Annotated in this window: 12 protein-coding genes; 7 read left to right on the top strand and 5 right to left on the bottom strand. The window is 60.6% G+C overall.

Annotated elements, in window-relative coordinates; all coding sequences use genetic code 11:
* The first annotated feature begins 43 nt into the window (after positions 1-43).
* From ACZIRK_RS33785 to ACZIRK_RS33775, 3 genes are all read left to right on the top strand, one after another.
* Positions 44-1,417 carry a SagB/ThcOx family dehydrogenase gene (locus ACZIRK_RS33785; protein WP_165435496.1) on the top strand — a complete coding sequence of 458 codons (1,374 nt, stop codon included), beginning with the start codon at positions 44-46 and terminating at the stop codon, positions 1,415-1,417.
* A gap of 184 nt (positions 1,418-1,601) precedes the next feature.
* Entirely contained in the window at positions 1,602-2,231 is a 630-nt protein-coding gene (locus ACZIRK_RS33780) for a DUF1326 domain-containing protein (RefSeq protein WP_130229135.1), read from the top strand.
* A gap of 49 nt (positions 2,232-2,280) precedes the next feature.
* A complete protein-coding gene (locus tag ACZIRK_RS33775) occupies positions 2,281-3,102 on the top strand; it encodes a DUF2182 domain-containing protein (protein ID WP_028169089.1) in 822 nt (273 codons plus the stop codon).
* 1,471 nt (positions 3,103-4,573) lie between these two features.
* On the opposite strand, the gene ACZIRK_RS33770 is transcribed toward ACZIRK_RS33775, so the two are convergent.
* Both ACZIRK_RS33770 and ACZIRK_RS33765 read right to left on the bottom strand, forming a co-directional pair.
* The gene (locus tag ACZIRK_RS33770) at positions 4,574-5,203 is read right to left on the bottom strand and encodes a hypothetical protein (RefSeq protein ID WP_245475001.1); all 630 of its coding nucleotides are present in this window, start codon (positions 5,201-5,203) and stop codon (positions 4,574-4,576) included.
* A 97-nt stretch (positions 5,204-5,300) separates the two neighbouring features.
* Complete coding sequence (locus tag ACZIRK_RS33765; RefSeq protein ID WP_130229132.1) at positions 5,301-6,038, bottom strand: metallophosphoesterase family protein; 738 nt, start codon at positions 6,036-6,038, stop codon at positions 5,301-5,303.
* A gap of 268 nt (positions 6,039-6,306) precedes the next feature.
* Here ACZIRK_RS33765 and ACZIRK_RS33760 point away from each other — a divergent pair, with 268 nt between their 5' ends.
* The gene (locus tag ACZIRK_RS33760; RefSeq protein ID WP_130229131.1) at positions 6,307-6,924 is read left to right on the top strand and encodes a transglutaminase-like cysteine peptidase; all 618 of its coding nucleotides are present in this window, start codon (positions 6,307-6,309) and stop codon (positions 6,922-6,924) included.
* 7 nt (positions 6,925-6,931) lie between these two features.
* On the opposite strand, the gene ACZIRK_RS33755 is transcribed toward ACZIRK_RS33760, so the two are convergent.
* The 3 genes from ACZIRK_RS33755 to ACZIRK_RS33745 form a co-directional block, all read right to left on the bottom strand.
* The gene (locus ACZIRK_RS33755; protein ID WP_474418935.1) at positions 6,932-8,116 is read right to left on the bottom strand and encodes a hypothetical protein; all 1,185 of its coding nucleotides are present in this window, start codon (positions 8,114-8,116) and stop codon (positions 6,932-6,934) included.
* A gap of 195 nt (positions 8,117-8,311) precedes the next feature.
* Entirely contained in the window at positions 8,312-8,587 is a 276-nt protein-coding gene (locus tag ACZIRK_RS33750) for a hypothetical protein (RefSeq protein WP_456642941.1), read from the bottom strand.
* 73 nt (positions 8,588-8,660) lie between these two features.
* Positions 8,661-9,212 (bottom strand): hypothetical protein, encoded by a 552-nt coding sequence (locus tag ACZIRK_RS33745; protein ID WP_474418934.1) that lies wholly within the window; start codon positions 9,210-9,212, stop codon positions 8,661-8,663.
* A gap of 315 nt (positions 9,213-9,527) precedes the next feature.
* Here ACZIRK_RS33745 and ACZIRK_RS33740 point away from each other — a divergent pair, with 315 nt between their 5' ends.
* The 3 genes from ACZIRK_RS33740 to ACZIRK_RS33730 all read left to right on the top strand — a co-directional run bounded on the left by ACZIRK_RS33740 (position 9,528) and on the right by ACZIRK_RS33730 (position 12,927).
* Positions 9,528-10,727 (top strand): polysaccharide biosynthesis/export family protein, encoded by a 1,200-nt coding sequence (locus ACZIRK_RS33740; protein ID WP_474418933.1) that lies wholly within the window; start codon positions 9,528-9,530, stop codon positions 10,725-10,727.
* A gap of 100 nt (positions 10,728-10,827) precedes the next feature.
* Positions 10,828-11,412, top strand: coding sequence for a hypothetical protein (locus ACZIRK_RS33735; RefSeq protein ID WP_474418932.1), 585 nt, complete (start codon positions 10,828-10,830; stop codon positions 11,410-11,412).
* Positions 11,413-11,448: 36 nt separating this feature from the next.
* Positions 11,449-12,927 carry an O-antigen ligase family protein gene (locus ACZIRK_RS33730; RefSeq protein WP_474418931.1) on the top strand — a complete coding sequence of 493 codons (1,479 nt, stop codon included), beginning with the start codon at positions 11,449-11,451 and terminating at the stop codon, positions 12,925-12,927.
* Positions 12,928-12,968 lie beyond the last annotated feature (41 nt).

The raw sequence follows: 12,968 nt of genomic DNA, 5'->3' as shown, positions 1-12,968 counted from the left end.
GCCAGTCATTGCTATCAGATTGAACGGTCGTTTTTCCCTTCAGATGCAGGCGGACGGAAGCATCGCCGCCGCCCTGGGCGACTACTCGGTCAGTCTGGGACCATTCAGCGCGGCCGCGATGGATCGCGCGGGACATCTGGCTGCCGGCCTGCCGCTCGCTTCCTTTGCCGGCAAGAGCGCCGTCGCCAGGGAAGTCGACGTCCTGGTGCATCGACTGGCGCGGCACGGGCTTGTCGAATACCGCCTGTACTCTCCGCGTGACGAGCAGGATCTCGTGGTCATCGAGCCGCAGGTCCCTGAATACTGGCCGCAATGCGCAAAGCTGGGCAATGCTGACATCGTCGTGTTGTCGCGCTTTGCCTATCTGCGCCGGCGCGGCAATGAGATGGTGCTGGAATCGCCGCGCGCCGGCGCGCTGTTTCGGATTGGCGATCCCGCCATCGCCGCGACCCTCGCTGCCCTGTCACGGCCGCAAAAGATCAGCAAGCTTCGGCGCGAGGCGGCCTTCTTCAACCTCGATCTGCTTGGACTGCTGCTTGACAGCCAGATCCTGCTCAAGCTTGACGCGAAGAGCGGCGACGGCCTTCGGTTGAATGAAGGTGACGGCAATCTCGTTCTGTGGGACTTTCACGATCTGCTGTTTCACACGCGGACCACAGAGGGCCGGCATGCCAATCCAGTTGGCGGCACCTTCGCCTATGCGGGCGCAGTTGCACCGCTGCCGGCGGTGCGTCCACCTTGGCCGGGAAAGACAATCGACCTCCGCAAGTTCTCCACTTCGGAGCCGATCTCACCCTTTGCGAAGCTGTTGCGCGAACGCCATTCGATACGGGATTTCGACGACGAGCACCCGATCACGCTCGCCGAACTCGCGCAGTTTCTCGACGCTACAGCCCGCGTGCTGTCGGAATGGAAAAGCGATGCGAATTCTGGCGTTCCTGAAGTGACCTACAGCACAAGGCCCTATCCGTCCGCGGGCAGCGCCTACGAGCTGGAATTATACCTCGCGGTGTCAAACTGCGAGGGGCTCGACCGCGGACTTTACCACTACGACGCGGGTGGCCACGCACTGGTAGCGATCGGCGCCTCCGCCCAGCAACTCCATGCGCTCTCGACGGCGGCCGAGTTTGCCATGGACGCGTCCGGTCCGCCACAGGTCCTGATCACGATCGCCGCGCGCTTTGGGCGGATCTCCTGGAAATACAGCTCGATCGCATATTCGCTGATCCTGAAGGACGTCGGCACTTTGATCCAGACGTTCTACCTGGCGGCGACCGATATGGGACTTGGCGGCTGCGCCATCGGTACGATCAACATCGATCTGTTTGCAAAAATGACGGAGCTCGAATTTCATGTCGAGAGCCCGGTCGGCCAATTCGCACTCGGACGCGGCAGGAAACCGCTGGCCGCAAGCTAGAGAGCCGGCCCATTTTTTCGCAGTACATGCGGCAATCTCATTCTGCTCGTCGAGACGGGAGCAGGTCTAAGGGATCCTCCACAATGGAATCGACTTGCGGTTGTTTGCCGCGCGGCGTAACTTTCCCCGTAGACCTACCGCATTCGAAAGAAATCTGTCGAGCTCAGCCTATCGGGAGAGGGCGATGGCGGACGTCACATGGCACCTTTCCGGTGACTATTTCGAGAATTGCAGTTGTAGCCTCGTGTGTCCGTGCCTTGTGTCAGCGGCTCCCCCGTTGACCTCGCGACCGACCGAGGGCTTTTGTAATGTACCGCTGATCTTCCACGTCGAGAGTGGCCGCTATGGCGACATCGCGCTCGATGGACTCAATGTTCTGGTTATCCTCCACGCACCTGGGGTCATGGCAGACGGAGACTGGTCGGTGGCCGCCTATATCGATCAGCGCGCCGACGATGAGCAGACCGAGGCCCTGGCCGCGATCTTCACCGGCGCGGCCGGCGGTCCTATGGCCGCGTTCACACCGCTGATCAGCAAGAACCTTGGGGTGAAGAAAGTCCCGATCACATTCCGGATCGACGGCAAGACGCGGTCCGCGGAAATCCCTGATATTCTGCACATGTCCGTCGATCCGCTGCCGACCATGCATCCGAGCGGGGAAATGTGGGCGAACATCGGCCATCCGGTCAGCCCCGACAGGATGGTGTTGGCGGTTGGCGCCTCCGGCAATACGTTCACCGATCATGGCATGCGCTGGGACAATTCCGGCAAGAACGGCCTCTATGCGCCGATCAGCTGGTCGAACCAGCCGTGATGCAGCGCCTGATACGGCCCTTCGACAAGACCGGACGCACTCCTCGCAAATGATCGACAGCCGCCTGGAAACCGTGCTGCGGCGCGATCGCTGGATCGTCGGCGGCGCGATCGGGATCATTGCCGCGCTGGCATGGGGCTATGTGCTCTGGCTCGCCAACGACATGGACATGGGTGGCATGGACATGACCGGCTTCCGCATGATCCCGGCCGGGATCGGAATCATGTTGCCGGCCAACGAGCCATGGCGAGCGGTCGAGTTCGCGTATGTGTTCCTGATGTGGGCGGTGATGATGGTCGGAATGATGGCACCCTCGGCAGCTCCCATGATCCTCATGTACGCCCGCGTGGGCCGACAGGGGAAAGCACAGGGCAAGCCGTTCGCCGCGACCGGTTGGTTTGCGGCCGGCTATCTCCTCGCCTGGAGCGGCTTTTCGCTGGCAGCAACCTTTCTCCAATGGGTGATCGAGCGGATAGCCCTGCTGGATTCCCGGATGGTGATCGCCAGCAACCTTTTCGGCGCAATCGTGCTGATCGCGGCGGGAGTCTATCAATGGACACCGCTCAAGGACGTCTGTCTTGCTCAATGCCAGTCGCCGTTTCTGTTCCTGATGCGCCACGGCGGCTTTCGCGACGACCCGCGAGGCTGCCTGCTGCTGGGGCTTCGGCACGGAGGTTATTGTGTCGGCTGCTGCTGGGTCTTGATGGCGCTTTTGTTCGTAGGCGGGGTGATGAACGTGCTTTGGATTGCGCTCCTGGCACTGCTTGTCCTTTTGGAGAAACTTACGCCGGTCGGACGATGGATCGCGCGTGCTGCCGGCATTGCATGTGTGGCCGCGGGCGCTTGGCTGCTGGTGTCCTTGCCGCAGTGATGAGCAGTTCAACCTTAAAACTAATTCTTTCTCACACCAATCGCCGATCGCCGCCCGTTGGCCAGGGCCATGTGCGGACAACCGTCTCTTCATAAAGAGGGGCTTCGCGTCAGGTCGATCCGTGCGGTAAAAACCCGCTATTTTGAAACAAAAATTGATCGAATGCTCCAAGAAGAGCGAGGATATTTCCCAGAAATGGCTTGATTTCTCCGTTCGGTAGTTAGCGCCGGTATTTATTTGTTTGATGAGTAACCAGCCATGACTGATCAACAATTGAAGGCAATTGGCGAAGCCCAGCTCATTTTGGAAGAACACTTTCGGTCGTACCCCAAGGATGATGTCCATATCCTTGGAATACTCGAACGCCCCGACTTGATCGTTGCCATAAGCCGATTGCGGCAACGAAGCGGTTGGGTGCGCTTATGAGACAGCCGCTACAATCGTTAGCTTTGACCGCTTGCATTTCTGTGCTCCCGTTGATGGGGATGTCAAATGCACAGGCAACGCAACAATGCAGCGCCGCGATGCCATCAAATCCGCGAGGGCAGTGGTGGTCCTATCGTCTCATCGACGGAAGAAAATGCTGGTATGCGGGCAAGCCCATGCTTTCGAAATCGTTGCTCGCGTGGCCCAAGGAGGCATCTGCCGCACCGGGCTCTCCAGAAGCGGGCGGCGTCCTGATAGCGAAGACCAGCGATCCAATAGACGCACAAGCGGCGGCACTGGAAGACTCCGACAGCTTCGAAGCGCGTTGGCGTGCCCGGATATCTATTTGCGGGGCATGCAACTGACCAACAAGGACACGCCGCGGCGAAGATCGAGGACGAATTCGAACTGCGCATTCGGTTTATTGCGCCCAAGATACTGGGCGAGAGAAAGAGGCCGCCAACTCCTGCAGCCCCTTTCTTAGGCCTGAGGTGAAAGTCATCGCCAATGGTGATGATGCCGCCAGCCATGGTGGTGGCCGCGGTACCAACCGTGGTGATGGCCCCTATGCCAACCGTAGTGATGGCCCCGGTGCCAACCGTAGTGATGGCCGCGACCGCCGTGATGGCCCCACCCATGCCCGTGCCCATGACCGCCTCTGACCTGAATGACCGCCTCATCGGCTCCGCCCAGCGTATAGGGTGTTGCTGCGGGCATAGCCGACGCCGACATAGTTGGCGCAAGCGCAAAAGCACAGCCGGTAAGTCCGATGATCAGAAGCCGTTTCATTTTGGTGCCTTCTCCTTTGTGGCAAATGCTTCTGCAGACTAAGAGCTCTGTTTTGAATGTTGACTGAACGGTGCATTAAACGCCCGTTCAGCACCGTTGCGACTGACTTGCGGGATCGCAATTGGGTCATCTGTTCTTGCTTCGACCAATGTCCTTGACGGGTCACCCGGCTCACACCCGGCAGGGCTCGGATCGAGCTAAATGGGTTCTGCTCAAGAAGCCGACATGTCAGCGTTCATGAGCACCCTGCACGAGTCTAGTAACGCCGCAGCAGGTTGCCGAACTTCGGATCCAGGGCCTGCGCGGATTCCATCAGCAGGGTTTTGCCGGGCGGTGTGGCCTGCACATAGGCTGCGATGAGCGGGGCTTCGAAACGGGAGCGGTTCGCGAGCACGGTGCGAATATCCGACAAGGCGAGCAGGCGCATCTCTTCATCCGATGCGGCCGAATTCGACGTGACGGCCTGAAGTCTCATGAACGCCACATCGGACGACACTGGTCCCGTAAGATAGGACGCCTTCAGCGCGGGAAGGGCGGTGCCATCGGTCCGCGCTTTCAACGTTGCAAGCGTCAACCAAAGCACCGGCCTGATCGGCGAAACTTTCAGCGCGGCCGCGACGGCGCCCTGAGCGGCCTGACTGTCCTCCGCCCGAGTGGCAGGATCGAGTGCGGGTTGATTCAGAACCTGCGCTGCCTTCGCGATCGCATGATCAGCGAGAAAATCCCCGTCGAATGGAAACAGCGCGGCGAGGATGGTGGAGGCAAAGCCTGTTGTCGCGGCCTCGCCGTGAAGTCTGCCCGTCAACAAGTCGTCTGCACGAAGCTTCGACCGACTTAGGTCCGCACAGAAGCTGAAGGCGGCATAGGCGATCAGTATCACCGCCATGCACGTTCCCGTCGCGCGGAGCCAGGTCATTTGATTCATCGGCTGACTTTGTGGATGGGCACCGTTCGCCGGTGCCGGATAAAGCCCAATTGAAACTTCAAATTGCGAGCAGACTATCACCCTGTATCGTCAGCAGCGTCAAGTTGCCGGTCGCATATGCGCCCGTATCGATGTTGATGCGGTTCGGCCGAACGTCCGGCGCGCTGACGGGCGTGTGTCCGTGAACGATATATTTGCCGAAACGCTCCTCGGAATTGAGAAACTCCTCCCTGATCCAGAGCAGATCCTGGTCCTGCTGCTTGTCGAGCGCAACGCCGGGACGAACGCCGGCGTGCACGAAGAAGAAGTCCCCACAGGTGAACGACGTCGGCAACTGCTCGATGAACGCAAGGTGCTCGGGCGGCAAGGCACGCTTCAATCCCTCGATGAGCTCGACCTGCTGTTCCGTCGTCGGGTTCATGGTCGGGGTCACGCCATAGGACATCAGCGTCAAGAGGCCGCCGTAATGGCGCCACTCCTGGAGCTTGGCCGGGTCCTTCAGGACGTCGAGCAGGAAGACCTCGTGGTTCCCCTTGAGGCAAACCGTTTCGTGACTTTGGCTGCGCCGGATCAGGATATCGAGCACGGCCCGCGATTGCGGCCCGCGATCGACGTAATCGCCAAGGAAGACCTGGATGGCGCGCTCCGGCGCCGAACGGTCGAGATCAACGTCAATTACGGTTAAGAGCGATTGAAGAAGATCGGCGCGTCCGTGGACATCTCCGATCGCATAGACGCGGACGCCATCGGGAAGCCGGGGCTTGATGTTCTTGCGAAAGCGTCGGGTCAGACCCATCCTTAAGCCAACTCGCCTGCCTCCGGAGCTGAAGCTCCAGATTCTTGTTTTGACGCGTTTTCTTCATCGCGAACCGACGTCCGTTTCGCTCGAAAACGCTAGAGCCGATCAACCCTGCCACGGCTCTTAGCAGAGCCCATTTCGGACCGATATCGTTAATTGTTTCAGAAAGAGTTGCTTCGGTTTTGACTAAAGGGCCGCGCAGCGAATGAGCTGTATCTCAAGAGGTCTTTTGTAGCTTCCCCGCAACAAGAACGGGGGGCGCAAAATGCGCGGAGTTGCAAAGATATTGGCGGTTGCCGCCGCCATCTTCACGATCGGGCTGCAGCACAGGGCGAAGGCCGGCTTTGTCGGCACGCCAATGGCGCTGCGGGGGGCTATCCAATACATCAAGTTCGATGCGCCGACATTGCCGCCGATGGCGTTCACGATGTTTTGCCTCAAATATGCCGGCGAGTGCAAACCGCGCCGCATGGTGTTCCGAGGCGGACGGCTGAAGCTCACCGCCGAGCGTTGGGCCGATCTCAAGGAGGTCAACCATTCGGTGAACACCGGGATTCGGCCACAGGCCAATCTGGAGGGGCTGGCCGGCGAGAAATGGCTGCTGCATCCCGCAAGCGGGGACTGCAACGACTATGCGGTGACCAAGCGCCACGAGCTGATCGCAAGGGGGTGGCCGGCCCGTGCCGTTCTGCTCAGCGAGGTGGTGACGACCTGGGGCGAGCATCACCTGGTCGTCGTCGTGCGCACGTTCAGCGGCGACCTGGTCCTCGACAATCTGACCCAGAACATCTCGCCCTGGTCGCGCAAGCCCTATCGCTGGGTGCGGATCCAGATGCCCAAGAACCCCAACTATTGGGCATCCCTGGGCGATCGCAACGCCTGAACTCAGCTCACCGTGCGGCCTGGCTGACGCTTTGCGAAAGGCCAAGCCCCGCGATCGCTGCAAGACAGACGATGGCCCCGGCACGTAGCAGGCCGGGACCGGCAAATCCCTGCACAACGGCGAAGCAAAGGCTGGCGGCCGCCGCCGCCGAAAAGAAGGAGTCGCGGCCACGCCGCAGCGCCCCTGAGACAAGGCCCGTCAGCAGGGAAAGCACGATCGCGATTGCGAGTGCCAAGCCGATCCAGCCCGTTTCCACGAATAGTGCGATGGCTGCGGAGGGGACCGCAAGCGGTGCCGTTGCATCGCCGGATTGATAGATCCGGCCGATGGACTGGAAGGCTCCGGCGCCGGCACCGAACCAGCGCGTATCGGCAAGCAGGCGGTCGAGGACCGCGCGCGCTTGTTCTGGTTGGATCGGCAGAAGCCGCAGCAACGGCGATCCAGAGCCTTTTTCGAAGATCCAGGTCAGAACGAGGGCCGCGCCAATGGCTGCGACCACGCAAATCGCGCTGGCAGCCAGGACCGACAGGTCCAGCCTGCGAATGACCAGGATGAGCAGAAACAGCGCGACGCCGAGCGCGCAGGCAACCGCGCTGTTGGTGTCGGAATATCCCAGGATGACGGCGCCGTTGATCAGCAGGCCCGCGAGCCCCAGCATGCCGATAGCAACGGAACGGATGATCGCGTGACGCGTTTCGGCGCGCTCCGCGGCCAATTGCATGACGGCGAGATTGAGCGCCACGCCAAGGCCGCTCAAGCTGGTCGCGAAATCCCAGCCATCCGGACCGATACTCGCTCCCTGCAGCCGATGATCGACGATTTTCAGCACGGCCACGAGAGCTGTCAGGGTGCTCAACACGAACAGGACGAGCTCGGCCCGCCGCCGATCCCTGCTAAGGACGATCGTCACCCCGATCAGCGCGACGCAAGCGAGCGCCAGAAGGAATGCGCCGAGTGTTCCGCTGAAGTCGGCCGTGACGTATCCGAAGGGGATTCCCTGCAGGGCATCATACGTAGTGGTCCAGATCGGATGAGCGAGTGACAACCCGATTGGCATCAATTGCGCGCCAATGCAGAGCGGAATGGCGATCAACACCCAGCGCAGGTTCGCCGTCGCGCGCAGCAAATGCTCCCGATCCGCCTTGCTCACGCTCATCGATGCCGCCAGCAGGCACACGCCTACAGCGGCCATTCCGAGCTCGGTGACGAAGCCGGAGTTGGAAGTTTCAAGAACGGTGGTGAAAACGAGCGCGAAGAGGAGGGCGAAAAAAGCGACGGACAATCGGACTGCTCGGAAAATGCCTGAACCGAGTCGCCACCATATCTCCCGTCGGCTTCATTTCAAAGAAGCGGTCGTGACAATTGGATCCGCAAGCGCGGCGGGGGATCAGCGGGCGGTCTTGAGCGGACGAGCCACAGCGCGCGTCGCCCGCGCCGCCGCGAGGGCGAAGCGCGTGAATGATCCGAACAGATATCCACCGTGAAGGGCAAGTGAGCCGATCGCAAAGCCTGTGAGACTTTCGACCAGCGTCAAGGAAAGGATCGGGGCAAGCAGGAGCGCAATTGCGCCGGTCGCAAGCGTCAGAGGCAGAAGCACGAACACCTTGAAGCGCAAGCCGAAGACGGCGCCAAAGAGAAAGCTGAAGATTGCAACCTGAGCCATACGCACACACTCCTGTTCGGAGTGTCGGCTCCAGACCTTAAAACGCGCTTAAGTCGGATATGCAGATTGCAGCTTACTGGCTGCAGCTTGCAAGCAGCGTGCTGTAGGCTTCGCGGAGCCCGTTGAGAGCAACGATACCTTTGATTTCGCTGGTATTTTCCTTGACGGTCACCGCCAGCGAAGGCGTGGTCTGCCATTTGCCGCCGGCCAGCACGCCTGCTTCTTCGGGCAGAAGCACCGCTGCCCCTGCGGCGGCCATCGTGCCCTCGAAGCTCTGAGACAATCCCGCGGAGGCGAGTGTCACCCGGGGACGGCTGCGCGGTGGAAATGGCCGGATCAGCGCCACCAGCACCTCGATTTTGCCCCTCGGCGCGCAGCGGATGATCAGGCCGGCAAAATCCGGATCGGACTGTAATGCGTCGGCCGTCTTCATAATGGCAACAAAGCTCTCATCGGGCTTGATCCCCAGGGTCCGGGTGAACTTCCAGTTCGACATATTGGCCACAGGTATCGGGGTCATCCGGCAGACCGGCGTTGAGCCCGCCACGCGACAGACGGCATTCTCATAAGTTAATTGATTGGACGGACCGGCAGGAACTTGCCCGACCGCCAGCAGCAATCCCAAGGCTGGAAGCATGAAAAAGGTCGCTCCGAGACGATAGATCGCCTGAGGCTTAGCAAACCCTCCCGGGTTGGCAAACTCGGACGATCGATCTCAAACTTCGCGCTTGCACGACTATGCTCACCTAAAGGGCAGGTTGGCTGTCACAAATGTTGCATATCTGATCAAGGGTTGTCACGAAACCTACCCAATAGTTGCGCTGAGGCAACACTCGCGGTTCCAAATCGCCGTTAACCATCCCTTCAGAGCTTGAACGTCTTGTCGCAGTGCAAATGGCACCGTACGACTTCGCTGTATTGGGGAAGTTTGGGGCGATTCATGTTTTCGTTTGCGAAAAGCTCATTTTTGAGCACGTCTACCTTGTTGCTTGCTTTGGGGCTTGCTGGTTGCTCGACTAACCCGGGTTCCGGGCCGCTCACCGACGATGTTCTGTCCCAAACAACCGAGAATGGGCCACAATACGAACTCATTCCGATCAATACGACCACGGTGAAGATCCTTCACACCCACGAGCCGAAGGGCCTCGCGGGTGCCTTCACCGACCAGCGGCCGCCGGCGAGCATCGTGTTCGGCATTGGCGACGTCGTCAGCGTCACGATCTTCGAAGCCGCCGCGGGTGGTCTTTTCATCCCGGCGGAAGCAGGTGTGCGTCCGGGTAACTTCGTGACCATTCCCGATCAATCGGTCGACAATGACGGCTTCATCACCGTGCCCTATGCCGGTCAGATCAGGGCCGCCGGCCGTACCGCCGTCGAGATCCAGCGGGCAATCATCGAGCGGATCGGCAATCGCGCGATCGAGCCGCAGGCCGTCGTCGCGATGGCGAGCCAGCGCACGCAGCTCATCAGCGTGCTCGGCGAGGTCAACACGCCGGCGCGTTACCCGGCGAGCGCTGCCGGTGCCAAGGACAAGGTGCTCGACGCGATCACGCGCGCGGGCGGCATCAAGGGCCAGGGCTTCGAGACCTGGGTGATGTTGGAGCGCGGTGGCAAGCGCGCGACGGTGCCGTTCGAAAATCTCGTGATGGCGCCGGAGAACAATATCTACGTTCGTCCCGACGACAGCATCTATGTCTACCGCGAACAGCAGAAGTTCCTGGCGTTCGGCGCGAGCGGTCAGAGCGGCGAATTCAATTTCGACGCCTGGCGCATCAATCTTGGGGAAGCGGTTGGCAAGGCGGGCGGTCTGCTTGACTCGCAGGCCGATCCGGCCGCGGTGTTCCTGTATCGTCGCGAGCCTCGGAACGTGGCGGCTCAGCTCGGCATCGACATCAGCAAGTATACCTCGGACACGATCCCGGTCATCTTCAGCGTGAACTTCCGCGATCCCGGTGGCTTCTTCCTCGCCACCAAGGTGATGATGAAGAACCAGGATATCCTCTACGTCTCGAACTCGCGTAACGTCGAAGTTGCGAAGTTCCTGACCTTCCTGCGGGTGGTCATGGCGACCGGCGGCGATGCAGTTAACCTCTCGAACGACGCGCTGATCTTCCGCAACAACATCAAGCTCGCGCCGTAACTCACCTCGGCCAGGCAAACAAAATGGCACCGTGACTTTGTCTCGGTGCCATTTTGCGTTTATGAGCAAACTTCGTGTTGCTCACATCTGAAGAGGCCACATGCTGTTGGTTCGGCTCGGGCGGGGTAGCCTTGTTGCTCCGGCGTGCGTGGTGATCGGCCTGCTGGCAAGCGAAGGCCGGGCCCGGTCTGAGACGCTGGGCGTTCGCCACCGGATCGATGTCGTCGTTTCCGCCGAGCCGAATGCTCCCGTGATGGAGCGGCTGCGCGGCTCGAAGGGGGCGCTTTCCTTTACGGTGCGTCTGTCAGCGAATTCCCAGGAATCGCGCTATTTTGGCATGCTCTCACCGTCCTTTTCCGATATCGTCATTCCAGAAAACGCAGGCGCACCGCTGGTTGCGCAAACCAAGATCTGGGAGGAGGAGACCTGCCATCAGCGACGGGGTTTGCCGAAAGTCACGGTCACACAGATCAAGGCGAATTTCGGCGACGACAAGAACGGCATCGAGGTCTCGTCCATCAATCGTCACATCGGACTCCGAGTGCCCGCTGACGAGCTCACGCCGGGCATCAAACTGGGGCAGGGCAGCGACGAGAGCGGTTCCTTCTATGCGGTGCGCGCACAAACGAGGGACAGCCGGCTGAACGTCGACCTGAAGATTTATCCGTTCAACTGCTTCTTCTGAGAAGCTTGAAATAATGAGATTCGCGCGAAGAGGCTCATGCGGCTAGGCAGGCTCAATATCCGGTGGTCGAGAAACCTGCTTTCCACCAGCATCCTGATTTTTGTCGTTGCCGGCGCACCGTTTCCGTTCGGCTCCACCAACGACCTCTCGATTGCTTTTTGGTGCCTCTGTCTGGGTCTCGCGCTGGCGCTCGCCTCCACCCGCGCGCTGCGAAGCGAGCATGCACGGATCATCGCCGGTATCGGGGTGGTCATTGCGGGATACGCATTCGTGCTGCACGAGCAGCTTTCCGATCAGCCCTGGCTTGCGCCGTTTCACCCGATCTGGAAGCAGGCCTCCGACCTGCTCGGCACACCGATTGCGCCATCCGCGTCCATCGTCAAGAACGAAGCCTTCTTTGCGCTCGGCGCGCCGCTCGCGAACGTCCTGGCGCTGCTGCTTGGTCTGATCATCGGAGCGGAGCGTGAGCGGGCGCGGCTTATCCTGTGGGTGATCGCAGCCTCGGGCGCTACTTACGCGCTCTACGGCGTGTTGTCGTTCCTGATCGAGCCAACCATGATCCTTTGGCGCGACAAGACAGCCTATCTCGGCAGCGTCACCGGGACCTTCATCAACCGCAACACCGCGGCCGCTTATTTCGGGTCCTGTGCGGTGATCTGGATGCTGCTGATCCTCGAGAAGATCCGGCGGCGGATGTCGGAGCGGCGCCTGATCTGGGTGCGCCTTTCAAGAGACCTGGCCGACATCCCGCCACGCGAGATCATCCCGCAGGCGCTGGCGTTTCTGATCTGCCTGATGGCGATGTTCATGACGACCTCACGCGCCGGCGTCGGCCTGTCGCTGCTGGCGATGATCGTCTCGTTCACCGTATTCTTGCGGAAGGATCTGCCACCTCGCACCGGCATATGGATTTCGCTCGGGTCCGGTATCGTCGTCGCGCTGGGCCTGTTGCAATTGCTCGGCGGGCGGGTCTCCAGCCGGTTTGACTCGCAGGGGCTGGTGGATGAGGGGCGGGTGGAAGCGTGGAGGTCGACGCTGCGCATCATCGCCGACAATCCCTGGTTCGGCACCGGGATGGGCACTTTTCAATGGGCCTTCCCGCCGTATCGCAGCCCGAACATCTCGATTCGCGGCGTCTGGGATGCCGCGCATTCGACGCCGCTCGAGCTTGCTTCCGAGGTCGGTATTCCGCTCGCGCTGCTGGTGGCAACCGGCTGGATCGTCATGTTCGTCGTTCTTGCCAAGGGCGTCTTCGGACGGCGGCGTGACGTCATCATTCCGCTCGCGGCAGCAGCCACCGCCTGCCTTTCGCTGTTGCATTCGATGCTCGACTTTACTTTGCAAGTCCCCGGCTACAGCATTCCGTTCTTTGCGCTTTTTGGCGCTGGGCTAGCGCAATCGTTTCGCTCCGGCGAGGCCGCGATCAAGCCGAGCGAGATGCAGGAGGGCAGCGACGACGCAGCCGGGCAGCGGCAGCCGCGTACCCTTGAAGTTCATAAAACTGTCTATTTTTGAAGCGCTTGCCGCTTAACGAAGTTTTTAGAATGAGTGGACAG

This window comes from Bradyrhizobium sp. Leo114 (assembly GCF_055229415.2).
The sequence above is the reverse complement of the archived record's forward strand: the minus strand, read 5'-3'. Positions and strand labels throughout refer to the sequence as shown.

Excerpts from the sequence above, each read along its gene's own strand:
- ACZIRK_RS33785 (WP_165435496.1), top strand. The coding sequence starts at position 44 with ATGCAGGCGGACGGAAGCATCGCCGCCGCCCTGGGCGACTACTCGGTC.
- ACZIRK_RS33780 (WP_130229135.1), top strand. The coding sequence starts at position 1,602 with ATGGCGGACGTCACATGGCACCTTTCCGGTGACTATTTCGAGAATTGC.
- ACZIRK_RS33775 (WP_028169089.1), top strand. The coding sequence starts at position 2,281 with ATGATCGACAGCCGCCTGGAAACCGTGCTGCGGCGCGATCGCTGGATC.
- ACZIRK_RS33770 (WP_245475001.1), bottom strand. The coding sequence starts at position 5,203 with ATGGCGGTGATACTGATCGCCTATGCCGCCTTCAGCTTCTGTGCGGAC.
- ACZIRK_RS33765 (WP_130229132.1), bottom strand. The coding sequence starts at position 6,038 with ATGGGTCTGACCCGACGCTTTCGCAAGAACATCAAGCCCCGGCTTCCC.
- ACZIRK_RS33760 (WP_130229131.1), top strand. The coding sequence starts at position 6,307 with ATGCGCGGAGTTGCAAAGATATTGGCGGTTGCCGCCGCCATCTTCACG.
- ACZIRK_RS33755 (WP_474418935.1), bottom strand. The coding sequence starts at position 8,116 with ATGGCCGCTGTAGGCGTGTGCCTGCTGGCGGCATCGATGAGCGTGAGC.
- ACZIRK_RS33750 (WP_456642941.1), bottom strand. The coding sequence starts at position 8,587 with ATGGCTCAGGTTGCAATCTTCAGCTTTCTCTTTGGCGCCGTCTTCGGC.
- ACZIRK_RS33740 (WP_474418933.1), top strand. The coding sequence starts at position 9,528 with ATGTTTTCGTTTGCGAAAAGCTCATTTTTGAGCACGTCTACCTTGTTG.
- ACZIRK_RS33735 (WP_474418932.1), top strand. The coding sequence starts at position 10,828 with ATGCTGTTGGTTCGGCTCGGGCGGGGTAGCCTTGTTGCTCCGGCGTGC.
- ACZIRK_RS33730 (WP_474418931.1), top strand. The coding sequence starts at position 11,449 with ATGCGGCTAGGCAGGCTCAATATCCGGTGGTCGAGAAACCTGCTTTCC.